Source organism: Desulfuromonas sp. TF (genome assembly GCF_000472285.1).
GTDB lineage: Bacteria > Desulfobacterota > Desulfuromonadia > Desulfuromonadales > ATBO01 > ATBO01.
Window position 1 is genome coordinate 173,953 of the sequence record NZ_KI421412.1, and the last position, 25,206, is coordinate 199,158.

Genomic DNA, 25,206 nt, shown 5'->3' on the forward strand with positions numbered 1-25,206 from the left:
TCAAGGGGCTGTAGCTCAGCTGGGAGAGCGATGCGTTCGCAACGCATAGGTCGACGGTTCGATCCCGTTCAGCTCCACCAATAAAAAACAGGCACTTGCGGTATGATCCGCAAGTGCCTTTTCTTTTTCATAGCTCGCTTGCCAGAAATAGTTAACAAGATTTATTTTTCTGCGCTACCCGCCTCCTGTTTCCAGCAGACCGCGGACCGCTTGGCGTCGGCGATCTACGTAAAGCGCCTTTTCTAAGTACCCTCAACCAACGTAGTTCGCTTTACCATTTGTACGCAATTGTATGCGATAATCTGTTTGCTTCCAAGCACCCAGCCGAATGGAGACACGACATGATTCCGTATGACTTCGACTATGAACGCCCCGACACACTGGATAAAGCGGCAGCTCTCCTGCGCCGGTCCGGAACCAGCGCCCGGCTGTTGGCCGGGGGCACGGATCTGCTTCCCAACATGCGGATAGGGATTTTACAGCCGGCATTACTGGTCAGTCTGGGAGGCATCGAACCATTGCCGCCGGAAATCGGGCCGGACGGTTCGATCCGAATCGATGCGCTGACCCGCCTGGCCAGCCTGGTGAACTCGGACTTTATTCGGAGCCGGGTCCCTATGCTGGCCGAGAGCGCCCATGCGGTTGGGGGAAACCAGATCCGACAGATGGGGACGCTTGGCGGCAACCTGTGCCAGGAAACCCGTTGCCTGTACCTCAACCAGGCTCATGACTTCCAGTTCACCGCACCCTGCTACAAGCGTGGCGGCGACTGCTGCTATCCCTATCCAGGCAATCGGAACGACACGTGCTGGTCGGTGTACATGTCCGACATCGCGCCTGCCTTGATTGCCCTTGGAGCGGAAATAGAAATCCTGGGTAAAGCCGGTATCCGCAGGATTCGGGCGGAAGCGCTCTTCAGCGGCAACGCTTTGAATCCTTTGACGCTTGCCCGTGCGGAGATCATCCGCTCGATCGTTGTGCCGCCGACCCCACCGTATTTCGGCTGGGGCTATCACAAATCGACCATTCGGGGTGGATTAGAGTTTGCCATGGCCAATATGGCTGTGGCGCTCCACCTGGAAGCCGATGGCAAAACCTGCGCGAGCGCCAAGGTCGTCGTGGGCGCCGTTTCAGAAGGTCCCTTGCAGGCATCGGTTGCGGCCCGGACGTTGGTCGGCCAGGTCCTGGACGTCCAGAGAATGTCGAAAGCGGCGGATGACGCCAGCGCGGAGATCAACCCGCTGCCCCATCACGGCCTTACCAGAAATTACCTGAAAGAAAATATCCGGGTGCATCTGCGGCGTACTTTCACTGCGGCCTTCGACCGCGCACGCGGACAGAGCGTTTAAGACATTTCGTTTTTCCGGACTCCCTTCCCGGGACAATGACAACCGAGGAGATTCCTTGATGAACACTTTGAATACGGCGCCGTTCCTGAAGACAGGCCTCCCGGCCACAACTGAGTCGAAGGCGAGAACGCGACTCGTCACCTTGAGAATCAACGGAGAGTGGCACGAGGTCTGCGTTCGCCCAAGGCATACGCTGCTCGAGGTGATCCGGGAGAAGGTCGGCTTGACGGGGACCAAGGGGAGCTGTGCGACGGGCGCCTGCGGCGCCTGTACCGTTCTGCTGTCCGGTCGACCGGTGCTGTCCTGCATCACGCTCGCCGTGGAATGCGACGGCAAGGAAGTCCGTACCGTGGAGGATCTGGCCCAAGGTGGGAACCTCAGCGCAATCCAGGAGGCGTTCCTTGATCAGGGGGCGGTTCAGTGCGGTTTCTGCACGCCGGGGATGCTGATGTCGGCCACGGCCCTGCTGGAACACACTCCCAAGCCGTCGCTGCCGGAGATCAAGAAAGCTCTGGAAGGCAACCTCTGCCGGTGCACCGGGTACAACGCGATCGTCGATGCCGTTCTGCAGGCCTCGGACCAGGGCGTGACGCCCGTCATGAAATAAGCGAGGAAGAGCCCATGAACGAATTGAATTACGTCGGAAAGAGCTTGCGTCGCAAGGACGGCCCGGACAAGGTCACCGGGCGGGCGGTATACAGCGAGGACGTCAAACTCCCTAACATGCTGATCGGCCGCATCCTGCGCAGCCCCCACCCCCACGCCCGGATTCTCGGCATCGACACGTCGAAGGCGAGCGCACTGCCCGGCGTCAAGGCGGTGATCACCGTCGAGGATACCAAGGGGATCAAGCATGGATTCGTGGAAACGCCGCGCTATCCGCCGGACCAGGAAGTCCTGGCCCGGGGGAAGGTGGTGCACGTGGGTGAGGAGATCGCCGCCGTAGCTGCCGTGGATGCGCTGACCGCCCACCAGGCGCTGCAATTGATTGAAGTCGAGTATGAAATCCTGCCGGCGGTGTTCGATCCGGAAAAGGCCATGGATGCGCAGGCGCCGCAAATCCATCCGAGCCATCCCAAGATTGCCGAAAAAGAGCCCTACGCCAACATCGGCGGCAAGACCGAAGGCGGCTGGGGGGACGTGGCGCAGGGATTCGCCGAATCCGATTACGTGCGAGAGGACCGCTTCGAGAGCCAGCTGCGCACCCACGGGTACCTGGAGCCCCACGTCACCCTGGCCCACTGGGAGAGCGACAAGCTGAACATCTGGACCTCCTCCATGGGGACCTTCATCAAGCGGGCGAAGCTGGCCAAGGTCCTGGACCTGCCGCATTCCTCGGTGCGGGTCCACAAGACCTACGTGGGGGGCACCTTCGGCGGCAAGATCGACCTGTACTCCCACGAATACTGCGCCGCCAGGCTGTCGATGCTCACCGGCCGTCCGGTGCGCATCGTGGCGAGCCGCGAGGAGATCTTCTCCGCCTATCGCCACGCCCAGCCGCTGATCGTCGAGGTCAAGACGGGGGTGAAAAAGGACGGTACCATCGTCGCCCAGCAGGTGCGGGTGATCAACAACGGCGGAGCCTACCGGGGAAGCGGCGTGGTGGTCATCTTCCTGGCCTGGGGCTTCACCATGGCGCCCTACCGCTGCCCCAACCTGAAGTACGAGGGTTACTCCGTCTACACAAACCACACGGTGCGGGCCCCTCAGCGCGGTCACGGCTGCCCCAAGGTGCGCTTCGCCATCGAGTCTCAGCTCGACATGATCGCCGAAGAGCTCGGCATCGATCCGATCACCATCCGGCTGCGCAACGCCCGCCACCCCGGCGAGGATCTGCCGAACGGGGATAACGTGCACCGGGGCGGGCTGGTGGAATGCATCCGGATGGCCGCCGAGAAGTCCGACCTGCTCAGTAAATATGGGCAGGCCCGCAAGTCACCCCAGACCGGGCGCCTCCGCCGGGGGATCGGCATCGGCGTCAGCGCCTACTTCGGCGGTTCGCTGATCTACCCCAACGGCTCGGGCGTCATCGTCAAGATGAACGACGACGGAACGGCCGTTGTCCTCACCGGCGCCATCGACGTGGGGCAAGGGGCGGAGACCGTCATCGCCCAGATCGTCGCCGAGGAGCTCGCCATCGGTATGGACGATATCAAGATCATCGCTTCCGATACCGACATCACGCCCCAGGACATCGGCGCCTGGATCAGCGGCATGACCTACGTCACCGGCAATGCCGCCCGCCAGGCCGCTGGCAACGCCCGTGAAAAACTGCTGCAGGTGGCCTCGGAGCAGATGAAGACGCCGGTCGAGGACCTGTGGATCGAGGACAAGGCCGTCTTCAACAGGCGCGACCCGCAGCAGCGCCTGTCCTACGCCCAACTCTTTACCGCCAGTGTCGCCACCCACCGCGGCGACACAATCATCGGCGAGGGCTTCTGGCGCACCATGCGCGATGAACCGACCCATCCCAGCCTGGCGACCACCAAGGGGCGCTGGACGGAAAATTACGCCTTCAGCGCCCAGGTGGCGGAGGTAGAGGTAGATATCGAGACAGGCGAGGCGAAGTTGATCAAAGCGTTGACCGTGCATGACTGCGGATTTCCGGTCAACCCGGCACTGGTCAAGGGGCAAGTCGACGGCCAGGTGTCCATGGCGCTGGGCCACGCCTTCATGGAAGAGGTGATCACGAAGAACGGTTACACCTTAAATCCGAACTGGCTGGACTACCGCATGCCGACCATTCACAACATGGCTGAATCGGAAGACGCCGACGTGATCACCGAGGAGTACCGGGTCGGCCAGCCCTACCGCACCAAGGAAGTCGGCGAAGGGCTTATTTCAGGGATTCTCGCCGCCATGGCCAACGCCGTCTACGACGCCACCGGCGTGCGGCTCCATGAGACCCCCTTCAGCCCGGAGCGGATCCTCAACGGGCTGAAAAAACTCGAACAGGAAAAGCAAAGGGTTAGCTGACCGTTTGGTCGCTAACCCTTTTTTCAGTTCTGTTTAACTAGCTTTGAGTTTGCCCCTTACAGCGGGGAACCCATCCTCCATCCTTCCGGATCAGCGGTCCTCCCATTTGGCGGAACGCTTTTCGATGAAGGCCGTCAGCCCCTCGACGGCATCGTGGGTGGCCATCAGGTCTTCGAGATACAGCCGCTCAACTTCGTCGAGCTTCTTCACGATGCGCTCAACGGCATCGGCCCGGGAGGCGTGCACGGCGAGACGCAGAGAGCTGGCGCTCAGCGGCGCCAGATGTTTCTCGAAATAGGCGAGCGCCGCCTGCTCCGGGTCCTCGGCAATCTCGTTGACCAGTCCGAGACGGTGAGCCTCTTCTCCGTCGATACTGCGTCCCGAGAAAAGCAGGTCGTCGGCCTGGGCCTGGCCGATGCGCTCCGGCAACAGGCAGGAGCCCGCAGGAGCGAAGACCGCGAGCTTGATCTCGGGCTGCCCCAGCACCGCGCCGGGGGCGGCGAAGATCAGGTGGCCCGCCGATACCACCTCGAGGCCCCCACCCAGACACTGGCCGCGCACGGCAACCAGGACCGGAACCGGGCTTTTCAGAAGTTGCTTGATCAGAGCATGCAGTTCCTGAAGCATCTGGGCACAGGATTCCGGAAGGTGTTCTTCCACACTGGCGCCGAAACTGAAGTGGGGCCCTTCGGCATCGAGAAGCACTCCCCGAAGCGATGGGCTCGACAGATGCTCGGTGAGAGCCGCCTGCAGTGCCGCGATCATGGCGGCGTCGACGATGTTGGCCTTCGGACGGGCCAGGCGCAGGCGCAGCAGCTTGCCTTCATGCTCCAGCCAGACTTTGAGGGGGGAGGCGCCCGGTTCGGGGTTTTTTGCGTTTTCGACACTCATCTGAACATCTCCTTTATGCAAGCATCATGAATTGGGAACCAGGATGGCGCGCCGGGTCAGCTTGTGGGCGTGGGCTTCTGCAAAGACCTCGTTGATTTTTTCGAGAGGATGGCGCTCGATGAAAGGAGCCAGCGCAATCTTGCCATCGAGTACCAGGTCGAGCGCCGCGGGATAGAGTTCGGTCAGGCATCCCCAGTTGCCGAGGGCCCTGGCATGGAAGGCCATCAGGTTGGAGAGGCGCAGATTCACCTTGTCCATGGTGAACCCCACCACCGACAGGGTGGCTCCGAAGGTAAGCAGGCCGTAGGCGGTCTCCTGACCGGGGGCGGTGCCGGAGCACTCGAAGATCTTCCATCCGGTGCCGGGCAGTCCCTTCTCCTTGACGAATCCCTGGATCGCCTTCTTGAGTTCGCGCGCATCGAGCTCTCGAACGTTGAGAGTCAGCGCTGCGCCGTATTTGGCCATATTGTCGAGTTTTGCCTTGTCCACATCGAGAGCGACCACGGTGGCCCCCAGGGCATTCGCGATCTGCACGGCGTAGCCGCCGACCCCTCCGACTCCCACCACAATGGCCAGATCGCCGGGCTTTACCTCGGCCTGCACCGCCGCCTGATAAGGAGTGGTCACGGCGTCGGCCACCACCGAGACATCGGCCAGCTGCAGCCCTGCTTTAGCCAGCCGCTGCTCGTCCACAGGGCACAGCCCCTTGGCCGGAACGCGGATGTGGGTGGCAAATCCTCCGTGGATGTCGTTACCGGGCATCTGCTGGCTGCGGCAGATGGTGCCGTGTCCGGAGGCGCAGAGTTCACACTCCCCGCAAGGTATCACGGCGGGAATGATCACGGCCTTCCCCTGCCACTGCTCGGCCCCGGCTCCGGCGGCGACTACGCGGCCGCTGATTTCGTGGCCGAGCGTCAAGGGCAATTCATGGTTGACGCGCACGCCGTCGTAATAGAAGCCCAGGTCCGTGTGGCAGACCCCGCAGCCGGCCACCTCGACCACGACTTCCCCGGCGGACGGTGGAAACGGGTCGAATTCTGCCTTCGTCTTGGGCTCACCTACTGCCGTCATTTGCCAACGATGCGGTGCATTGCTCATTGATCTTCCTCCTTCATCTTCTTTGAGTAAATCCTTCTGGATTCGGCAGGGGAGCCGCCTTGAGAGGGTGGCGCACTCCGCACGAGATGTTGAATGCTGACAACCCCTCTGACCGGGGAATGGGCAGAATGTGGGGCCGGTTATTCGGTAAACAAGTACCGCAATACTTTTTGGTTGTCAAGAGAATAAGTTTCAAAGATACTTAAGAGGCGACCGCATTCGGGTGGAAGATGACCACCGCGGCATTAGAAAATGATATTATACCAGGATCTGAACTAAGCTGGATTTTAGTTCCCCCCACAGGAATTTTGAGGTGGGCAGAAAGGCATTGGAGTGAATTGCAGCGAGAAAAGAGGCGGATGCCCCCCACGCGGAGAGTCCCTGTCTGCATCGGACGAAATAGGTTTTATCCGACTGGACACGGGTCTCGGCATCGTATCCCTCGATGAACAGGCCGGTTGCCTGATGGGCCTCTCCCCCGAAACCCTCCTGGGACAGAGATTCGACGCGGTTGCCGACCTGGCCAACATGAGCAACCTGATCAAAAACGGCATCAGTTTCAGCAACCAGGTCATCACCGTCGGATCACGGCGCATCGTCTGCAATTATGTGCCGATTGTGGAGGATGATCTGGTCGTAGGCGGGACGCTTTCGCTTCACAAGGCGCTTCATGAGGATGTCGCGACGTCTTCCGACGAACTGAAGGAGATTCTCCGTTCGGCGAATGCTTTCATGAACTACGATCACGACGGCATCATCGTGGTAGATCGTGATGGAATCGTGGTGCTGGTTAACCAGGCCTTCGCCAAACTTCTCGATTCCAATCCTCAAGCCATTATCGGCAAGCACGTTGATAAAGCCTACCTTGATTCGCAGCCTTCCCACTTGTCGACCGTCATGGAGACAGGCAAGCCGGAAATCGGCATTACCCATTACTTCAATGGCAAACAGGTTTACGCCAGCCGTTTCCCACTTATCAAGGACGGCAAAGTCATCGGCTGCATGGGCAAGATCCTCTTTAATGACGTGCGGGAGATCGGCCGCATCGCCAACCACCTGCGGGCTTCATCGGCAACACGGGAACCGCGCCGCAATGTGACGGGGGAAGAATCTCTCTTCAAGTACGACGTAAACAGCATTGTCGGTCAAAGCAGAAAGATCACCGAGTCTAAGGAAACCCTCCTGCGCGTGGCCCAGAAAAACTCCAATGTCCTTCTGAGAGGGGAAAGCGGGACCGGCAAGGAGCTTTTTGCGCACGCTCTCCACGCCGCCAGCAGTCGGCGATACGCGCCGTTCGTCAAGATGAACTGTGCGGCCATCCCGGAGCACCTGTTGGAGTCGGAACTATTCGGTTACGCAGAGGGAGCTTTTACCGGCGCAAGAAGGGGGGGGCAGATCGGCAAGTTCGAGCAGGCCCACACCGGGACCATTTTCCTGGATGAGATTGGGGATATGCCGCTGTACATGCAGGCCAAAATGCTGCGTGTATTGCAGGAGAAAGAGCTGACACAGCTTGGTTGCACGACGCCAAAGGCGGTGGATGTCCGAGTGGTTGCGGCGACTAACAGCAATCTGGAACAGTTGGTCGTGGAAGGAAAATTCCGGGAAGACCTCTACTACCGCCTGAAGGTGGTGACTATCTCCATTCCCCCTCTTCGTGATCGGATGGAAGATATCTATTCCCTTACGAAAAGTTTCATAGATCAGTTCAATTCCGAATTCGGGCTCCATGTCAAGGGGCTCGACCCGGAAGCTTGGGCCACCATCAAGGGTCACGTCTGGCCGGGGAATATTCGTGAATTACGAAATGTGATTGAAAGCTCCTTTAACTTGGTCACCGGGCCGCTGATCGGGAGAAAACATCTGCCCGAAAAGCTTGCAAATCTTATCCTCCGCGATGACAATCGGACGGAAAGTGCGTCCCATCACAACATCGAGGATTACATCACTGCCAGCCTGGGCAAGAAGAACCTCAACCAGATCATGGACGATTTCGAAAAGGTACTCGTTACTACCGCCGTCGAGCTCAGCCAGGGGAATAAACTCCAAGCTGCCCGGATTCTGGGAATCTCAAGACAATGGCTTTACAGGAAGCTGCAAAAACATAATGAAAAGGACGATTCTGACCGATCCTGACCCCCCCTGGCCTCCCATTATCGATCCCCAGCTGAAAACCTGTTTTATCGAATATCGAAGGCCGAATACACCGGTGCCCGGCTGCATTCAGTCAACACTCTGTACAATCAGTAAACAATTCACAGCAAACACAACATCCCGGATATTCAGTATTTTCCATCGGTTGATCCCACCTTCGTCTCCCGTCTGTCAATGATCATTGACACGGCAAGCCCAAACGAACCCACCGCCCACCATCCTAGAATATCCTTAATCCCCAGTCTAATCAATGACTTAAGCAAGAAAGAAGTCGACATCTTAAAAAATAACATTGTTTGGTATCAGCCTTGCTATGCCTTAGAGCACGACGTGTGAGGCCCGGACAGCAAAAAACGCAGAGTGGGACGCCCGGGTGCATATTCCGAGTTACGACAGGCGGACTCAGGTGACAAGCCTGCCGTCAAAAAAGAAAACCCAAGGGAGGCGAATAGAATGACAAATCTATCAATCACCAGAGGAAACTTTAAACAGGCCTATCAGCAAAAACTCTGCACACCGGCAGAAGCTGCGTCAACAGTGAAGTCAAGAGACCATCTCTGTTTTCCTCTCGGGGTCGGAGAACCGACCCTCATGGTCAGGGCGCTGGCGGCTCGCAAACATGAGTTGGAGGGTGTTGTCGTCAATCAGCAGCATCATCTCTGTTCCGATTATTTTACAGAGGACTCGGTTCCACACATCAAGGTTAACGCCTGGTTCATCAGCCACGTGTCTCGCGAAGCGGTTCAGAAGGGTTGGGCTGACTTTGTTCCCAATCACTTTCACGAAGTTCCCAAACTGCTGCGTGACTACTGGCCCGTCGACGTGGCGGGGACGGTCGTGTCCCCCATGGATGAGTATGGCTACTTTACCTGCAGTCTCTCCGTCGGCTACACCATGGAGGCTGTGAGGAAAGCAAGGAAGGTCGTGGTGCAGGTGAACCCCAATGCTCCCCGCACGCACGGCAACTGTCACATTCACATCTCCGAGGTCGACCATATCATCGAATGCGACGAGCCGCTGAAGGAACTGGATATCCCTCCGGTTTCCACGGTAGAAGAGGCCATCGGAGGGTACATTGCGGAACGCATAAAGGATGGCTCAACCTTGCAGCTCGGCTGGGGAGGCATACCTAATGCAGTCTGCACTGCATTGCTCAAGAAGAGGGATTTGGGGGTACACACGGAGTTGATTTCCGACGGTATCGCCGATCTCATGCTCGCCGGCGCGGTCAACAATTCACGCAAAACAATCAATCGCGGCAAGACCCTCGGAACCTTTGCCCTTGGAACAAAGCGCCTCTTCGAATTCATGCATGAAAACCCCGTAGTCGAGATGCATCCGGTTGATTATGTCAACGATCCTTGTGTGATCGGACAGATCGACAATATGGTTTCCATCAATGCCACCATCCAGGTCGATCTTCTCGGTCAGTGCTGTTCAGAATCCTTTGGGCATCTGCAGTGGAGCGGCACTGGCGGCCAGGCCGACTTCGCTCGGGGCGCCAACCGATCTCGCGGCGGCAAAGGCTTCATCTGCACGGCAGCGACCGCCAAGAACGGAAAAGTCTCATGTATCGTGCCGACCCTCGCGCCAGGAGCCTCCGTCACCACAAGCAAGAACGATGTAGACCATGTAGTGACCGAATTCGGGGTCGCCAAGCTCCGGGGACAGACCGCCAGACAACGCGCCTTGAACCTGATCAACATCGCCCATCCGGATTTCCGTGGAGAGCTCATGGAGGCGGCGCGGAAAATGAACCGTATTTAGATGACGACATGCTTAAAGATAAGGCGTGCGAAGGCGGTCACGCGAAATTCAAGGATTCGACCCATGGCTAGTTACGAAAAAAATTCTGCATACAACATCCTCTCTGTTTCCCATGCCATCGATCTCCTTGAGCAGTTCCTTGGAAACATGGACGAACTCGGGTTGGCCGATCTGAGCCGATCTCTGCAGCTTCCCCAAACCAGGGTTTCCAGATTGCTGTCCACTCTGAGATCGCGCAACTTTATCGAGCAGGACCCCGTGACGGAAAAGTACCGCCTCGGCTTCAAAACCTTTGAGTTGAGCAAAGCGGCTATTCGACAGTTGAGCACTCTTGATATATCGCGTTCCATCATGGAGTCGCTGGTCAGGGAATGCAACGAGACGGCCTGCATGTCCTTTCTGAAAGATTCGTGTATCGTCAACCTGGGCGTTGTCGAAAGTAAACATCCCCTGCGGGTGATGCCGCGAATAGGTTCGCAGCTTCCTGCCTACTGCACAGCGGGCGGCAAGTCACAGATCGCCTTTTTTGAGGAGGAGACACTCAGGAGGTATGTCCTTGACTGCCAGTTTCAACAATACACGCCATACACCATTACCGACCGTCAGCAGTTGGAGACTCACCTCCGGAAGATTGCACACAAGGGGTACGCCGTTCAACTCGACGAGCTGGAAATAGGGCTAAGAAGTGTAGGAGCACCTATTCGGGATAATACCTCAAGGATTGTCGGGGCAATTACCCTCCTGGGACCGTCTCTTCGGTTCAGCGATGGACGTATCGCTAGTGAACTTGTTCCGCTCGTAACCCGGGGAGCAGCGGATATTTCTGCAAGACTCGGATATTTACAAGCGTCATGAAGGTGAAATGATGGAGGGGCCACCAGACGGAGCCCGAAGAGAGAATTCGACAAAAAAAAGCGCGTCGGCCAGGAGGGAGAACCAACGCGCAAACATTCGGGAGTATCAGGAGCGAAGAAGGTTTGATATCTTGGTTTTAAATATAACCGCAGTGGTCATCTTTTGCAAGAAAAAATATTTCTCCCCAGTGAATTTCTTCCGGGCGATTCCCTACCGATCACGAGAGGTCAGAAATCGCTGGTCATGATGAAAAGAGGCTGCCGGAGAAACGTTTCGTATCTCGGGCGGAAGCGGCCGACGTTGTAGTATTTGCTGACGTCGACGATCTTTTTGTGGCCGGTGACCACATCAATGGGCATGTTGTCATAGCAACCGTTGTGAATGCTGATGAGGCGCCCGGAGGTCCCCTGCAGGACGAGATCGAAGGCGATGTTGCCGAAGGCCATGGGGACGATGGAGTCGAGGGCGTCGGGATCGCCGCAGCGGACCAGGTATCCGAGACGCTGATTGAGCACATTGATGCGCCGCCCGTTGTTGAAACGCGGTGAGAGCTCCTTGAGCTGGGCCGAAACCTTGTCCCCGACCCCCCCCAGCTTGCGGTGCCCGTACTGGTCCACTTCCGCGCTTTCGAAAGACATCTCCTGCTCGTGCAGCATTTTGGCCCCTTCGGAAACCAGCACAACCGCGTATTTGCTGGGGTGGCGGTTTCGGTCCTGGACCAGGATCTCCGTGAGCTCCTCGACCTCGAAAGGATGCTCGGGGATCAGGCAGCGGTCGGCGGCTCCCGCCATCGTGGGGAGCAGGGCGGTGAAGCCGGCATAGCGGCCGAAGACCTCGATGACCAGAAGCCGCTCATGGGAGCCGGCCGAGGTCCGCAGGCGGTGCGTCAGCTCGATGGTGCGGGTGACGCAGGTGGAGAATCCGATGCAGTAGTCGGTGCCGGGCACGTCGTTGTCCATGGTCTTGGGGATGGCCACCACCTTGACCCCTTCCTCGTGCAGACGCTCGGCATAGCTCAGGGTGTCGTCCCCTCCGATGGGGATGAGAAAATCGATCCCCAGGAATTCCAGGTTCTTGAGGACCTCGGGAGTGATGTCGTTGATTTCGTCGGCGTACTTGTCCCTGAGGTGCGGCGGCACGATTCCGCTTGGGAGGTGGCTCGGCCGGGTGCGCGAGGTGTGGAGGAAGGTCCCTCCCGTTCTCCCCGCCCGGTTGACGATGTCCTCGGTCAGCACCTGCACATTGCTGCTGTTGTCGAAATCCTTCTCGGGGACCAAGTCGACGAGCCCCGCCCACCCCCGGCGAATCCCCAGAACCCGGTATCCTTCACGCAGGGCGCGAATGGTGACGGCGCGGATGGCCGGATTGAGCCCCGGCACATCGCCTCCGCCCGTCAGAATGCCGATAGTGCCTTTGTAAGGTGCCATATCGTCTCTCCTTGCTGGTTTCAGCGATCATCCTGTGTCAATACTAGACAACCTCTGGCATAATGCAACAATGTCCCAAGAGGATGTTCTCACCACGATTAGGAACCCCGCATAAGGAGGGCGAGAAATGGAACTTTATCTCATGCAGCACGGCCGGGCGGTGCCGGAAGAGGAGAATCCGGAGCAGCCGCTGAGCCGGGAGGGGGTGGCGCAGATCCAGGCGACGGCGGCCGCGATGAAACGGATGGGAATCGCCTTCGACGTCATCGTCTGCAGCCCGAAGAAACGCTCCCGCCAGAGCGCTGCCCTGGTCGCCGAGGGGGTGAACTACCCTTACAGCGACATCGTGGAGACGGAGACGGTCAAGGCGACGGCTCCGCCTGATGAGGCCGTTTCTTTCCTGCGCGGATTCGGGAGGGAGAAAAGGGTGCTGGTCGCCGGGCACCTGCCGTCCCTCGCCCGCATCGCCTCCCTGCTGCTGGGCGGCGACACCTCAGTGCGGGTCCGTTTCGAGAACGGCGGCCTGTGCCGCATCGACGCGGCGGAGTTGAAACCCGGAGAGGGGGAGCTGGTGTTTCTGATTCCGGCGGAGCAGATGAAGATGCTGGCGGGGAAATAGAGCCATCAGGTCCGAACCAAGAGGCACAGAGAAAACCATTCACACCTTGGACCGGCTTTCCTCTGTGGTCTCAGTATCTCTGTGGTAAATGCTTTGTGTCAGGTTTTCAGCAGATCCTGGGCAGCTGCTCCCCCGAAAGCATCTCGATGGCCCGCAGGCCGCCGATGGCGGTGCGCATGAAAACCTTGCCGGAGGAGGCGCCGGTGACTTCTCCGATGATCGCCGTCCCCTTCCCCTCGGGACGATGCCGCATGGCTGCCAGAACTCCTTCGGCGGCCTCGGGTGCGACCACGGCCAGCAGCTTTCCTTCATTGGCGACGTAAAGCGGGTCGAGGCCGAGGATGGCGCAGGCGCCGCCTACGGCGTCGCTCACCGGCAGGGAGGATTCGTCCAGAGTGATGTCGATCTCCGACTGGAGGGCGATTTCCTTGAGGGTGGTGGCCACGCCCCCGCGGGTGGGGTCGCGCAGGGCGTGGACGGCGCTCCCCCCGGCGGCGAGGATGGCGACGACGAGGTGGTGGAGGGAGGCGCTGTCGGTCCGGATGTCGGATTGCAGATCAAGCCCCTCGCGGCTGGCCAGGACGGCCATGCCGTGGTCGCCGATGGTGCCGTTGATGAGGATCTTGTCCCCCAAACGGGCGCCGCTGCCGCGGATGTCGAACTCGTGGTCGAAGACGCCGATCCCGGAGGTGTTGATGAAGATCTTGTCGGCCTTCCCCCGGGGGACGACCTTGGTGTCGCCGGTGACGATGGCCACGCCGGCGGTTTCGGCCGCCTCCTTCATGCTGGAGAGGATGGTCCGCAGATCGGCAAGGGGGAGGCCTTCCTCCAGGATCAGCCCGACGCTGATCGCCAGCGGGCGGGCGCCGCTCATGGCCAGGTCGTTGATCGTGCCGTTGACGGCCAGATCGCCGATGTTCCCCCCGGGGAAGAAGATCGGATCGACCACGTAGGAGTCGGTGGTGAAGGCGAGCCGCCCGCCGCCGTGGGTCAGAACCGCGGCGTCGTTCTGGTCCCGCCGGGCCACTCCGGAGAGGGCGGGGATGATGATCTCGTCGAGAAGCTGGTGACTGAGTTTCCCGCCGCTGCCGTGGCCGAGGAGGATGATGTCGGATTTCATTGAAAAGCTCCGAAAAGCGGTGATCAGTGATCAGTGATCGGTGATCAGTGATCGGTGATCGGCAATTCACAAAACCAATAACTGATCACCGATCACCTGTCACTGGTTATTTCAGGTTCCGTACTTGTACTCCGCCGCGCAGGTCCCCTCGCTGGAGACCATGCATGCGCCGACGGGGTTCTCGGGGGTGCAGGCGGTGCGGAAGAGGGGGCACTGCCTCGGCGTGACCTTCCCCTTGAGGATCTCGCCGCAGGCGCACCCCTGGTGCTCCCTGGGCTCTTCCACCTCGACGGGGAGGCGGGTTGCGGCGTCGAAGGCGGCGTATTCCGGGCGCAGGCCCAGGCCGCTGCCGGGGATGACGCCGATGCCTCGCCAGCGGGCGTCGCAGGGCTCGAAGACCCGGTAGAGGACCTCGCGGGCCTTGGGGTTCCCTCCCGCCTTGACCACCCGGCTGTACTGAATCTCCACCTTCGCCTCTCCGGCGACGACCTGCCGGGCGAGCATCTCCACCCCCTGCAGCATGTCCAGGGGCTCGAAGCCGGTCACGACAGAGGGGACCTTGTGGTCGCGGGCGAGAGGCTCGTACGCCTCCGCGCCGATGATGGCGCTGACGTGGGCGGGGCAGAGATAGCCGTCGACCTGCAGCCCGGGGTCGTCGGCGAGGATGGCCATGGGGCCGGGGATGGTCTTGTGGGCGCAGAGGACGAAATAGTTGTCCAGCCCTCGCCGCTGCGCCTCGATGACCGAGCCGGCGATCGTCGGAGCAGTCGTCTCGAAGCCGACGCCGAGAAAAACCACCGACCTGTCCGGATGCTTCGCCGCCAGGGCGACGGCATCAAGGGGGGAGTAGACGATGCGCACGTCGGCGCCGGCGGCCTGCTCGTTCACCAGGCTGCTCGTCGAGCCGGGAACCCGCACCATGTCCCCGAAGGTGGCGATGACGGTGCCGGGGCGGCGGGCGAGGGCCACGGCATGATCGACGTAGTCCACGGGAGTGACGCAGACCGGGCAGCCGGGGCCGGAGATCAGCCGGATCTTCTCCGGCAGCAGGCTGCGGATGCCGTGCTGATAGATGGCCATGGTGTGGGTCCCGCAGACTTCCATGAAGGTCATGGAGCCGGCGTGATCCCGGACGGTATCGGCAATCCTTTCGAGGAGGTGTTTGGCGACATCGGGGTTACGGAATTCTCTAGTATATGTCATTCCGGCATTGCCCCCCGGGCTAACAGCTCTCGGAAGATCTGCAGGGTCTCCCGGGCGTTCTCCTCGTCCAGCTTCTCGATGGCGAACCCGGCGTGGATGATGACGAAATCCCCCACGGACACGCCGTCGACCATCATCAGACTCGCCTCCCTCCGGACGCCGTCGATCTCGCAGACCGCCGTCTCCCCGTCAATGCTCATCACCTGCATAGGTACGCCTAGACACATCGCAAGCTCCCTTTGGAAATCGGTGATCAGTGATCGGTGATCAGTGATCGGTGATCGGTAAAAGCTCTAACGGATCACTGATCACGGATCACTGATCACCAGTTACTAATCACTGATCACCAGTTACCAATCACCGTCCTTTTCTTTTCACTCCCTCAGCCAGCCACTCATACCAGGCGTCCATCCCCTCGCCGCTGTGGCAGGAGAGCTCGAAGATGCGGATGCCCGGATTGACCCGGCGGGCGAAGTCCTTGCATTTCTCCATGTCGAAGCGCAGGTAGGGGAGCAGGTCGATCTTGTTGATCAGCATCACGTCGGCGGCGTGAAACATGTTGGGGTACTTGACCGGCTTGTCCTCTCCCTCGGTGACGGAAAGGACGGCGACCTTGTGGTCCTCGCCCAGGTCGAAGGAGGCGGGGCAGACCAGGTTGCCGACGTTCTCGATCATCAGCAGGTCGGCGGCGTCGAGATCGAAATGCTCCACGCCGTGGCCGACCATGTGGGCGTCCAGGTGGCAGCCGGCGCCGGTGTTGATCTGCCGCACCGGCACCCCCGTGGCGGCGATGCGCTCGGCATCGTTGGAGGTCTGCTGGTCCCCTTCCAGAACGGCGAAGGAGTGCCGGCCGCCGAGGTCGGTGAGGGTCCGCTCCAGGATCGACGTCTTTCCCGAGCCGGGGGAGCTGACCAGGTTGAGGACGAAGAGCCCCTTCTCGGAGAAGAGCGCCCGGTTGCCCGCGGCCAGCCGGTTGTTCTTGCCGAGAATGTCCTCCTCGATGCGGATCGTTTTAGCGCCGGCGTCGTGCCCGTGCTCGTGCTCGTGGTGACCATGACCGTGGGAATGACCGTGGTCATGATCGTGATGGTGATGCTGCGCGGGCTCGCAGCCGCAGTCGGTGCACATGTCTAGTCGACCTCCATTTCCTTGATGCGCAGCTCCTCGCCCTGCAGGATTTCCAGGGCGAAAGCGTCGCAGGACGGGCAGGCGAAGCTGTAGCGGTCGATACCGGTCTCTCGGCGGCAGTCGCCGCATCGGGCGCGGCCCGGGATGCTTTCGATGATCAGCTTGCTTTCTTCCAGCAGGGTCCCCCGGGAGCAGGCTTCGAAGGCGAATTCGACCGCTTCGGGAACGACCCCCGAGAGCTCGCCTATTTCGACGGTCAGGGACAGAACTTTCCGGGCGCCGCCCTCCATGGCGTGCCTTTCGGCGATTTCGATGATGCTCTGTGTGATTCCGAGTTCGTGCATTCGCCGCTTGTCTTTCGAGGGGTTTTGGAGATGAGAAACGATCCACCGATTCTACCGCAGAAACACAAGAGAACAAGCTTTTTCCATGCCGAACTCGTTTGCATTTGGCGTAGCGATTTCTTTTCCGACCACCATCTGCACGGTAAGTAAGCCGCTGCCATTGACCAGGTCGTTGCTTCGTGGCAGCGAAGAGGGGCCTGATCTTTTCCGCCCCCCTCAGGAGCGGGAATTTTTTCTGAAAACGGGAACTGCACCGCCAGTGCGAGCCTCGATGTTGGAGACCCATTGCGAGAAGCTCCCGTCTGACACCGGTGCGGATAAGCAAGCGGTAGTAATCCGCAGCTCTCTCGTTGATAACCACAACGATCGGCGCAGACATGCTCCACGCCAGTGGCAGGCCCTTTTCTGCATACTCTCTCTTAGGCCAGTAAAAGAGGACGGCGCCGTCAGGGGCGCAACCCCCGGGTCTTGATGTGCCTGTTTTTTCTTTGACACTCTTTATGGATAAATTGTACCCTCTGGCTTTATTTGCATTGGACATGGGGGCTGTGCTGAGGTCGAAAGAGAGGGAAGTGAGAATTTTGAACCGCCTTTGCCGGTGATATGCGGCAGGGGCGGTTTTTTGCGTTATAGGATTGAGCGGTTCGAATCCCTAAGATCTCCTCGGCTCATGCCCGCCGAAGCCTTGGCGAAGGCGGGTGCTTCTGGCCATTGGGGCTGAAGGTGGGGAGGGATATTGGGAATGATACGCGGTCGATCGGAAGTCAACAAGTCACCAGCTCCAAGTCACCAGCGTCCCCACTGAATTCCCAGACTCGTTGGGCACTATAGGAAAGGGTCGATGAGTCTCACAGGCGGTAATTCTGACAGTGATAAACTCGCTGTGCTTTCGATGCCTGCACGCGAGGTGCAGACATGAGGTCGGTGAACCATTGCGAGAGGTCCCCGTTTACAGCCGGTGCCGATAAGTGTGCTGTGGTGATCTGCGGCGCGTTGTTAATGACCCCGGAGATCGGCACAGGAGTGCTCCACGCCAGTGGCAGGGTCCTTTCTTTGGTGACTTTCTTTGGACCAGCAAAGAAAGTCACCCGGCCGCCGGCCGGGACCGGCGAATTTCTTTGACACTCTTTATGGATAAATTGTAACCTCTGGCTTTATTTGCATTGTGCATTGGGGATGGGATGAGATTGAGAGAGGGAAGACAGATTTGAACCGCCTTTGCCGGTGATGTGCCGGCAGGGGCGATTTTTTTGCGTTATAACCCTTACACGCCGATTTTCGGCATCAAAAATAACCCTGTAAGCACAGGGGCAACAGGGAACCAGAACACACTCTCCCCGTCGCACACCGCCCCGAACCCTCCATCTACTCCAACTCTCACCAAAAAGCATCCCCCATGTCCGAAACAATCATCATCCTCAACTACCGCCTCACCAGGGAACTCTGGCAACAGTTCCTGGATGCCCATTTCAGCAGCAACCCCACGCTCAAAATGCGCTACCTGTGGGGCGTACTCTGCATCATGATCGGCGCGCTCGGTTTCGGCGGGTTCTATCACTCGCCCGTCATCGCCTCGCTGCTTCTTGCCACCGGCCTGTTCGCTGTTTTGTCAAAACACCTGCTGGTCGCCAAATCCCTGCGTACAGCCTGCCGTCACCCCTTCTTCGGCGAAGAGCTGACCGTGGCGATTTCGCAGGACGAGCTCTCGGTGCGCAGCGGGACGTCCGGTTACCGCCAGCCCTGGAATAATTTCGTAGGTTACCGGAAACGGGCTCCCGGTTTCCTGCTCTATCACGACCGGAGCGCCTTCTTCTTCGTCCCCGAGGGCGTCATGAGCGCCGGTCAGGCCAGGCGATTCAAGGATATTCTCGATGCGGCCGGTGTGCCGGACCTCTCCGGAAGCTGATAGGGATGTTGATTTAGGATATACTTTTCCCCTCAGCTTCCGAAAGGAGCCCCCCATGTCCTCCCTCCAAGGCAAAACCCTCTTCATCACCGGCGCCAGCCGGGGCGTCGGCAAGGCCATCGCCCTGCGGGCAGCCGCCGACGGCGCCAACATCGTCATCGCCGCCAAATCGGTGCGCTCCCGCGACCGCCTCCCCGGCACGATCTATTCAGCCGCCGAGGAGATCGAAGCCGCCGGCGGGCGAGCCCTGCCGGTGCAGACCGACATCCGCGACGAGGAGCAGATCCGGCACGCCGTCGAGAAGGGGGTGGAGGCCTTCGGCGGGATCGACATCCTCGTCAACAACGCCAGCGCCATCTCCCTGACCGGCACCCGCGAAACCCCCCTCAAGCGCTTCGACCTGATGTTCGGGGTCAACGTGCGCGGCACCTTCGCCTGCTCGCAGGCCTGCCTACCCCACCTGGAAAGGGCCGCCAACCCCCACATCCTCAACCTCTCCCCGCCGCTGAACATGAACCCCCGCTGGTTCCGGGACCATGTCGCCTACACCATGTCCAAGTACGGGATGAGCCTATGCGTACTGGGAATGGCGGAAGAATTCCGCCCGGCCGGAATCGCCGTCAACGCCCTCTGGCCCCGCACCGTCATCGCCACCGCCGCCCTCGCCATGCTCGGCGGCGCCGTCAAACCCGAGCAGTGCCGCACCCCCGAAATCCTCGCCGACGCCGCCCACGCCATCCTCACCCGCGACAGCCGCCAGTGCACCGGCAACTTCTTCATCGACGACGAGGTACTGGCCGAGGATGGGATCACCGATCTCGATCGGTACGCCGTCCAGCCGGGCGAGCCCCTCTTCCCCGATCTCTTCCTGGATACCTGACCACCCTTTTGGCATCCGGTCCCTCGCGTACGGGTTTTTCACTCAAAACGGGAACTCCGCTGCCAGTGCGGCCATTGATGCCGGTGAACCATTGTGCGAGGTCTCCGTTCAAAACCGGTGCAGAGAGGCATGTCGCGATTATTCGCAGCGCCATCGTTGATGATCCCGGAGATTGGCAAAATAGTGCTCCACGCCAGTGGCAGGCCCTTTTCTGAATACTCTTTTAGGCCAGTAAAAGAGTATTTCGCCGTCGGGGGGCGAGACCCCCGGGTTTCGGTGTTGGCATCTTCGGACCAGAAATCAAGATCGCAGACGCTGCCCCCCCCAATGCCTCATGTCTTCCTCGAGCCGCAGAGCCCGTCCCTGCGGGGATGCCCGAAGCGCCTGAGAGCCCGGGAGATCCCCGCCTTCCTTTCTTTTTATCCCGCCGAAAAGAAAGGAAGCAAAGAAACGGCGGCCACTGGCGTGGAGCATGAAAGACGGGGGCCTGATCTCTTCCGGCCCCCTCGGGCGCGAGGTTTTCACCGAAATGGGAACTGCACTGCCGGGGAGTAACTCGACGTTGGAGACCCATTGCGCGAGGTTTCCGTTTAGCACCGGTGAGGATAAGCACGCCGCAGTCAACGGCAAAGCTGATGTTGATGACTCTAAAGATCGGCGTAGGCGTGCTCCACGCCAGTGGCAGGCCCTTTTCTGCATACTCTTTTAGGCCTGTAAAAGAGTATGTCGCCGTCGGGGGGCGAGACCCCCGGGTTTGCCTCTCTTCCCCGATCTTTTTCTGGAAACCGGATCATCCTCCCGCCAAACCACCGTAGCAGGTGCATCAGAGAACATGCCGGGAACGGCTGCGCCTAATCCCGGCCTGCAGTGGTCTCAGGCTTCCGCTTCCACAGCCGCCCCCGCCGCTTCCCGCCCCCGGTCCTTCGAATGATCCCGGGCCACCAGCATGTAGATCGACGGGATGACGAAGAGGGTGAAGAGGGTGCCGACGGCCATGCCTCCGACCAGCACGAGACCGATGGAGTTCCGGGCCTCGGCACCGGCGCCGGTCACCAGGGTGAGGGGGAAGTGGCCGGCGATGGTGGCGGCGCTGGTCATGAGGATGGGGCGCAGGCGCGTCATGGAGGCCTCCCGCACCGCTTCCAGCTTGGCATGGCCCCGCAGCTGGAGCTGGTTGGCGAACTCGACGATCAGGATGCCGTTCTTCGACACCAGCCCGACCAGGGTCACCAGTCCAACCTGCGAGTAGATGTTGAGAGTGGTCGTCCACCCTTGGGTCCAGAAGGGGACGCTCGGGTCCGGGATCTTCAGGAAGGTGAAAAGGAGGGCGCCGAACATCGCCAGGGGAACCGATCCGGCGAGGATGACGAAGGGGTCTCGGAAGCTGTTGAACTGGGCCGCCAGGACCAGGAAGATAAGAATGATGGCCAGGGTGAATGCGGGGAGGAACTTGTTCCCCTCGGTCCGCAGCTGCCGGGACTCCCCCGTATAGTCGATCACGTAGCCGTCGGGGAGGACTTCGGCGGCGGCCTCCTCCAGGAAATTCAGGGCCTCGTCGAGGGGGCGCACGGCCACCCCGCTGATCTTCACCGCATTGAGCTGCTGAAAGCGGTTGAGGGAGCGCGGCACGACGGTGTTGCGGATGGTGGCGACGGTGGAGAGGGGGATCAGCTCGTTTTCAGGCCCGGTGATATAGATGCTGCGGAGCTGGTCCGGGTTGAGGCGGTCCGTCCGCTGAATCTGCGGGATGACCTTGTAGCTTCTGCCGGCGATGTCGAAGCGGTTGACGAAATCGCCGCCGACCATCGCGCCGAGGTCGGAGCCGACCTGCTCCAGGTCCAGGCCGAGATCGGCCACCTTGTCGCGGTCAATGACGAACTCCGCCTGCGGCTGGTCGATCTTGACGTCGATCAGCGGCGGGAAGGCGAACATTCCGCTCTGCATCGCCTGGAACTGGATCTGCTCGGCAAATTGCAGGATACGGTCGGTTTCCGCCGTGGAGGCGAGGACGAACTCCACCGGGAACTGTCCCCCACCGGGGAGCGCCGGCGGCGTCACCGGGAACATCCGGATGCCGGGGATGGCGGAGAGCTTCTGCTGTACTTCGGGAAGGATGTCGAAGATGGTGCGCTCGCGTTCGTCCCAGGGTTCGGTGACCAGGCCGCCGAAGCCCGAAGAGGGGAAGGTGATCTGGAAGGTGAATTCGGTCTCCGGTACGCTGAGAAAGGCCCGGTTGGCCGCCGCGGCGTAGCGGCTGGTCTGGTCGAGAGTCGAATTGGCCGCCGCGTCGAGGATGCCGAAGATGACTCCCTGGTCCTCGGTGGGGGCCAGTTCCCTGGGGGACATGATGAACATGGGAACGGTGAGCAGGGAGACGGCAATCCATACCAGGTAAACGGCAGGACGGAAACGGAGTGTTCCGTCGAGGAGGCGGCCATAGACGCCGCGCAGGCGCCGGAAGTCGCGGGCGATCCTTCCGGCCAGCCCGTGCTCCTCGATCCCCGGTTTGAGCAGTTTGGCCGACATGACCGGCGACAGGGTCAGGGCGACGATCCCGGAGATGGTCACCGCCCCGGCCAGGGTGAAGGCGAATTCGCGGAAGAGCGAGCCGGTGAGCCCCCCCTGCAGGCCGATGGGGAGGTAGACCGCCGCCAGGGTGACGGTCATGGCGATGATCGGCCCGATCAGTTCCCGGGCGCCGAGCAGGGCGGCGTCGAGGGGTGAGCGCCCCTCGCTCAGATGGCGCTCGACGTTCTCCACCACCACGATGGCGTCGTCGACCACCAGACCCACGGAGAGGACGATGGCCAGCAGGGTGAGCAGGTTGACGGTGAAGCCGAAAGCCTGCATCAGGAAGACCGCGCCGATCAGCGACAGGGGGATCGCCACCACCGGGACGAAGACGGAGCGGAAAGAGCCCAGAAAGAGGAAGATGACGATAACGACGATGAGCAGGGTCTCGCTCAGAGTCTTGAGCACCTCGTGAATGGCGTTGTCGATGTACTCGGTGGCGTCGTAGGCGACGCGCGCCTCCAGACCGCCGGGAAGGTCCTTCTGGATGGCCGCCATCTCGGTGCGCACGCGCTTGATCACATCGAGGGCGTTGGCGTTGGGCAGAGGCCAGATGCCCATGAAAACCGCTGTCTGGCCGGAGAAGCGCACCTCCGCGTCGTAGTCCTCCGCGCCCAGGACGACCTCGGCGATGTCCCCAAGCCGCACGATGGCCCCGTTCTCTTCGCGAACGACCAGGCGCTCGAAGTCGCGAGGATCGCTCAGGTTGGTGTCGGCGGTCAGGTTGACCTGGATCAGGGATCCCTTGCTCCGGCCGACCGCGGAGAGGAAGTTGTTGGCGGCCAGCGCCCGGCGCACCTGCGCCGGGCTGACGCCCATGGCCGCCATGCGTTCGGGTTTGAGCCAGATGCGCATGGCGAAGGTCCGGGCGCCGAGGATATCGGCGCGCTGCACCCCTTCCAGGGCCGATAGGCGCGGCTGCACGATGCGCACGAGATAATCGGTGATTTCGTTCTGTCGGAGGATGTCGGAGCTGAAGCTGAGATAGGCCGAGGCGAACTCGCTGTCGGCCGATTCGATGTTGATGATCGGCACCTCGGCCTCGGGAGGGAGATCGGCCCGGACCTGGTCGACCTTGGAGCTGATCTCCGCCAGTGCCTTGGTCGAATCGTAGTTGAGCTTCAGGCGGACCTTGATGGTCGACAGGCCCAAGGCACTCTGAGACTCGATGTAATCGATGCCGTCGGCGGCGGCGATGGCCCGCTCCAGGGGGGTGGTGATGAAGCCGCGCACCAGGTCGGCGCTGGCGCCGACGTAAACGGTGGTGACGGTGACCGAAGCGTTTTCGCTGGTGGGGTACTGGCGCACATTGAGGGTGCGAATCGCCTGCAGACCGGCGATGATGATGACCAGGTTGACCACCAGAGCGAGAACGGGACGGCGTATGAAAAGGTCGGTGATTTTCATTCGTTCTCTGGAGTGGGCTGGTGCTTGAACTCCGGCTCCAGGGTGTTGTCGACGACGACGGACTGGCCGTTGCGCAGCTTGAACGCTCCGGTGCTCACGACGTATTCCCCCTCTTTCAGCCCTGAAAGCACCGCGACGAAATCTCCCTGTTTCTCTCCCAGCCGCACCAGCTGCTGGCGCAGCACCAGTGCCGTCTCGCCGGTCTCCTCATCTTTCTTTTCCTCGACAACGAAGACCGAATCGCTGTAGGGAGCGTACAGCACCGCCGTGGCCGGGATGGTCAATACCTCGCTTTGTTGGGGCAGTACTACCGCCACGTTTGCGAACATGCCGGGGCGCAGCCGCTCGCCGGGATTGTCCGCCGTGGCCTGAACGCGGATGTTGCGGGTGGCGGCATCGACCTGGGGGTTGATCGCGGTGATCCGCCCCTCGATCGTCTCGCCGGGGAGGGCATCGGTGGTCACCCGCACGGGAAGACCTATTCCGATCCGCCCCAGTTGCTGCTGGGGGAGAAGAAAGTTGGCGAAAATCGGGTTGAGGGCCTGCAGCGAGACGATATCATCCCCTTCCTGGAGAATCTCTCCGAGATTGACCAGGCGGATGCCGAGCCGGCCTGCGAAGGGCGCCCGGATAGTTTTCTTGGCAATGGTGGCGCGAATCTCGTCGGCCGCGGCGACGGCCACCCGGTATTCCGATTCAGCTCTGTCGTATTCGGCCTGGGAGATGAATTTCTCCCTCAGAAGCTCGCCCGCTCGTCTGAAATTGTTCTTCGCCAGCGCGACGGCGGCTTCCGCTCCCGGCAACCGGGCTCTCTCCGAGGAGGTGTCCTGCTCCAGCAGGATGTCGCCTCGGGCGGCCATCTCGCCCGACTCGAAGCCGAGCTTCACGACTTTGCCCGGCAGCTCCGCCGATACTGTCACTCCCTGGACCGCTTCGAGAGATCCCACGGCGGTCAACAACGATTCCCACGATTCAGTCCGCACTTCGGCAGTGGTCACGGTTTCGGGAGGCGGGACAAAGCTCTCTCCCGCTTCGATCATCCTGCCGATCTGCAGCGCCTTGATCCCGCCGAGGATCGCGACCACCGCAATGACGCCCAGCAGGGAGAGGAAGATTCGCTTCTTCATGAGTCCTTCGATTTAAGGAGGTAAAAATGGAAGCGGCTCCGGCATCCGGAGCCGATTGTATACTCAACGTTAAGTTAAGCTCAAACGGGAGTCGACGCAAGGGGCATTTTTCGCCCATCTCCTTAATTTGACAGTCAATCGTCCTTTGATACAGTGCCGGCAGGATGAGAAAGGGACCGGAGGAGCACTGGCGGGTCCGGCCGGAGGATCTGGCGGCGCGATAGCGCGAAGGATTTGGAAATAGGGGGACGGGCACCCTGCGGGAGCCGGTCCCCCTTGGCAGGTTTAAAAAGTACTTTTCCCAGACTGATCAAAAATGTCCAGATGCAAGGCGGCTGAAATCCTGAGGAATAAGGCGTACCGGAAGGTACGTCGTTGACGAAG

The 25,206-nt window shown here is 60.5% G+C and carries 19 protein-coding genes and 1 tRNA gene; 10 read left to right on the top strand and 10 right to left on the bottom strand.

Annotation, left to right across the window (positions count from 1 at the left end; all coding sequences use genetic code 11):
- Positions 1-4 precede the first annotated feature (4 nt).
- The 4 genes from DTF_RS0100830 to DTF_RS0100850 all read left to right on the top strand — a co-directional run bounded on the left by DTF_RS0100830 (position 5) and on the right by DTF_RS0100850 (position 4,325).
- Positions 5-80 (top strand) — tRNA-Ala (locus tag DTF_RS0100830).
- Between the two features lie 261 nt (positions 81-341).
- Entirely contained in the window at positions 342-1,349 is a 1,008-nt protein-coding gene (locus DTF_RS21160) for a xanthine dehydrogenase family protein subunit M (protein ID WP_051360618.1), read from the top strand.
- Positions 1,350-1,407: 58 nt separating this feature from the next.
- Positions 1,408-1,956 (top strand): (2Fe-2S)-binding protein, encoded by a 549-nt coding sequence (locus DTF_RS0100845; RefSeq protein ID WP_081702719.1) that lies wholly within the window; start codon positions 1,408-1,410, stop codon positions 1,954-1,956.
- A gap of 14 nt (positions 1,957-1,970) precedes the next feature.
- Positions 1,971-4,325 (top strand): xanthine dehydrogenase family protein molybdopterin-binding subunit, encoded by a 2,355-nt coding sequence (locus DTF_RS0100850; protein WP_027713796.1) that lies wholly within the window; start codon positions 1,971-1,973, stop codon positions 4,323-4,325.
- Between the two features lie 90 nt (positions 4,326-4,415).
- Here DTF_RS0100850 and DTF_RS0100855 read toward each other — a convergent pair whose 3' ends face one another.
- Positions 4,416-5,216, bottom strand: a complete 801-nt coding sequence (locus DTF_RS0100855) for a cyclohexa-1,5-dienecarbonyl-CoA hydratase (RefSeq protein ID WP_051360620.1) — start codon at positions 5,214-5,216, stop codon at positions 4,416-4,418.
- Between the two features lie 24 nt (positions 5,217-5,240).
- Positions 5,241-6,314 carry a 6-hydroxycyclohex-1-ene-1-carbonyl-CoA dehydrogenase gene (gene had / locus DTF_RS0100860; RefSeq protein ID WP_027713798.1) on the bottom strand — a complete coding sequence of 358 codons (1,074 nt, stop codon included), beginning with the start codon at positions 6,312-6,314 and terminating at the stop codon, positions 5,241-5,243.
- Between the two features lie 333 nt (positions 6,315-6,647).
- On the opposite strand from had, the gene DTF_RS0100865 reads away from it, so the two are divergent.
- From DTF_RS0100865 to DTF_RS0100875, 3 genes are all read left to right on the top strand, one after another.
- Entirely contained in the window at positions 6,648-8,450 is a 1,803-nt protein-coding gene (locus tag DTF_RS0100865; RefSeq protein ID WP_035055095.1) for a sigma-54-dependent Fis family transcriptional regulator, read from the top strand.
- Positions 8,451-8,921: 471 nt separating this feature from the next.
- A complete protein-coding gene (locus DTF_RS0100870; protein WP_027713800.1) occupies positions 8,922-10,235 on the top strand; it encodes an acetyl-CoA hydrolase/transferase family protein in 1,314 nt (437 codons plus the stop codon).
- A gap of 63 nt (positions 10,236-10,298) precedes the next feature.
- Positions 10,299-11,090, top strand: a complete 792-nt coding sequence (locus DTF_RS0100875) for an IclR family transcriptional regulator (RefSeq protein WP_027713801.1) — start codon at positions 10,299-10,301, stop codon at positions 11,088-11,090.
- A 227-nt stretch (positions 11,091-11,317) separates the two neighbouring features.
- Here the strand turns inward: DTF_RS0100875 and DTF_RS0100880 are convergent, their stop codons facing one another.
- A complete protein-coding gene (locus DTF_RS0100880) occupies positions 11,318-12,517 on the bottom strand; it encodes a 6-phosphofructokinase (protein WP_027713802.1) in 1,200 nt (399 codons plus the stop codon).
- Between the two features lie 127 nt (positions 12,518-12,644).
- Between DTF_RS0100880 and DTF_RS0100885 the strand changes: the two genes are divergently transcribed.
- Positions 12,645-13,136 carry a histidine phosphatase family protein gene (locus DTF_RS0100885; protein ID WP_027713803.1) on the top strand — a complete coding sequence of 164 codons (492 nt, stop codon included), beginning with the start codon at positions 12,645-12,647 and terminating at the stop codon, positions 13,134-13,136.
- A gap of 106 nt (positions 13,137-13,242) precedes the next feature.
- Here DTF_RS0100885 and hypE read toward each other — a convergent pair whose 3' ends face one another.
- The 5 genes from hypE to hypA all read right to left on the bottom strand — a co-directional run bounded on the left by hypE (position 13,243) and on the right by hypA (position 16,931).
- Positions 13,243-14,256, bottom strand: coding sequence for a hydrogenase expression/formation protein HypE (gene hypE / locus DTF_RS0100890; protein ID WP_027713804.1), 1,014 nt, complete (start codon positions 14,254-14,256; stop codon positions 13,243-13,245).
- Positions 14,257-14,367: 111 nt separating this feature from the next.
- The gene (gene hypD / locus DTF_RS0100895) at positions 14,368-15,459 is read right to left on the bottom strand and encodes a hydrogenase formation protein HypD (protein ID WP_027713805.1); all 1,092 of its coding nucleotides are present in this window, start codon (positions 15,457-15,459) and stop codon (positions 14,368-14,370) included.
- Positions 15,456-15,686, bottom strand: coding sequence for a HypC/HybG/HupF family hydrogenase formation chaperone (locus DTF_RS0100900; protein ID WP_027713806.1), 231 nt, complete (start codon positions 15,684-15,686; stop codon positions 15,456-15,458). Before DTF_RS0100900 ends, hypD begins: the two co-directional genes overlap by 4 nt.
- A 130-nt stretch (positions 15,687-15,816) precedes the next feature.
- On the bottom strand, positions 15,817-16,587 hold the full coding sequence (hypB, locus tag DTF_RS0100905; RefSeq protein ID WP_027713807.1) for a hydrogenase nickel incorporation protein HypB: 771 nt from the start codon (positions 16,585-16,587) through the stop codon (positions 15,817-15,819).
- Between the two features lie 2 nt (positions 16,588-16,589).
- Positions 16,590-16,931, bottom strand: a complete 342-nt coding sequence (gene hypA, locus DTF_RS0100910) for a hydrogenase maturation nickel metallochaperone HypA (protein WP_027713808.1) — start codon at positions 16,929-16,931, stop codon at positions 16,590-16,592.
- 1,396 nt (positions 16,932-18,327) lie between these two features.
- On the opposite strand from hypA, the gene DTF_RS0100915 reads away from it, so the two are divergent.
- Together DTF_RS0100915 and DTF_RS0100920 are read left to right on the top strand one after the other, a co-directional pair.
- Positions 18,328-18,837: a YcxB family protein gene (locus DTF_RS0100915; RefSeq protein WP_027713809.1), complete on the top strand. Its 510-nt coding sequence runs from the start codon at positions 18,328-18,330 to the stop codon at positions 18,835-18,837.
- A gap of 55 nt (positions 18,838-18,892) precedes the next feature.
- Positions 18,893-19,717, top strand: a complete 825-nt coding sequence (locus DTF_RS0100920) for an NAD(P)-dependent oxidoreductase (protein ID WP_027713810.1) — start codon at positions 18,893-18,895, stop codon at positions 19,715-19,717.
- 873 nt (positions 19,718-20,590) lie between these two features.
- Here DTF_RS0100920 and DTF_RS0100935 read toward each other — a convergent pair.
- A complete protein-coding gene (locus DTF_RS0100935; protein WP_027713812.1) occupies positions 20,591-23,695 on the bottom strand; it encodes an efflux RND transporter permease subunit in 3,105 nt (1,034 codons plus the stop codon).
- The gene (locus DTF_RS0100940) at positions 23,692-24,822 is read right to left on the bottom strand and encodes an efflux RND transporter periplasmic adaptor subunit (protein WP_027713813.1); all 1,131 of its coding nucleotides are present in this window, start codon (positions 24,820-24,822) and stop codon (positions 23,692-23,694) included. Before DTF_RS0100940 ends, DTF_RS0100935 begins: the two co-directional genes overlap by 4 nt.
- Between the last annotated feature and the right edge of the window lie 384 nt (positions 24,823-25,206).

Bases quoted from the DNA above. Each gene is read 5' to 3' on its own strand.
- DTF_RS0100850 (WP_027713796.1), top strand. From the start codon at position 1,971: ATGAACGAATTGAATTACGTCGGAAAGAGCTTGCGTCGCAAGGACGGC.
- had (WP_027713798.1), bottom strand. From the start codon at position 6,314: ATGAGCAATGCACCGCATCGTTGGCAAATGACGGCAGTAGGTGAGCCC.
- DTF_RS0100875 (WP_027713801.1), top strand. From the start codon at position 10,299: ATGGCTAGTTACGAAAAAAATTCTGCATACAACATCCTCTCTGTTTCC.
- DTF_RS21160 (WP_051360618.1), top strand. From the start codon at position 342: ATGATTCCGTATGACTTCGACTATGAACGCCCCGACACACTGGATAAA.
- DTF_RS0100885 (WP_027713803.1), top strand. From the start codon at position 12,645: ATGGAACTTTATCTCATGCAGCACGGCCGGGCGGTGCCGGAAGAGGAG.
- DTF_RS0100900 (WP_027713806.1), bottom strand. From the start codon at position 15,686: ATGTGTCTAGGCGTACCTATGCAGGTGATGAGCATTGACGGGGAGACG.
- DTF_RS0100920 (WP_027713810.1), top strand. From the start codon at position 18,893: ATGTCCTCCCTCCAAGGCAAAACCCTCTTCATCACCGGCGCCAGCCGG.
- hypD (WP_027713805.1), bottom strand. From the start codon at position 15,459: ATGACATATACTAGAGAATTCCGTAACCCCGATGTCGCCAAACACCTC.
- hypB (WP_027713807.1), bottom strand. From the start codon at position 16,587: ATGTGCACCGACTGCGGCTGCGAGCCCGCGCAGCATCACCATCACGAT.
- DTF_RS0100845 (WP_081702719.1), top strand. From the start codon at position 1,408: ATGAACACTTTGAATACGGCGCCGTTCCTGAAGACAGGCCTCCCGGCC.
- hypA (WP_027713808.1), bottom strand. From the start codon at position 16,931: ATGCACGAACTCGGAATCACACAGAGCATCATCGAAATCGCCGAAAGG.
- hypE (WP_027713804.1), bottom strand. From the start codon at position 14,256: ATGAAATCCGACATCATCCTCCTCGGCCACGGCAGCGGCGGGAAACTC.
- DTF_RS0100915 (WP_027713809.1), top strand. From the start codon at position 18,328: ATGTCCGAAACAATCATCATCCTCAACTACCGCCTCACCAGGGAACTC.
- DTF_RS0100870 (WP_027713800.1), top strand. From the start codon at position 8,922: ATGACAAATCTATCAATCACCAGAGGAAACTTTAAACAGGCCTATCAG.
- DTF_RS0100940 (WP_027713813.1), bottom strand. From the start codon at position 24,822: ATGAAGAAGCGAATCTTCCTCTCCCTGCTGGGCGTCATTGCGGTGGTC.
- DTF_RS0100880 (WP_027713802.1), bottom strand. From the start codon at position 12,517: ATGGCACCTTACAAAGGCACTATCGGCATTCTGACGGGCGGAGGCGAT.
- DTF_RS0100935 (WP_027713812.1), bottom strand. From the start codon at position 23,695: ATGAAAATCACCGACCTTTTCATACGCCGTCCCGTTCTCGCTCTGGTG.
- DTF_RS0100855 (WP_051360620.1), bottom strand. From the start codon at position 5,216: ATGAGTGTCGAAAACGCAAAAAACCCCGAACCGGGCGCCTCCCCCCTC.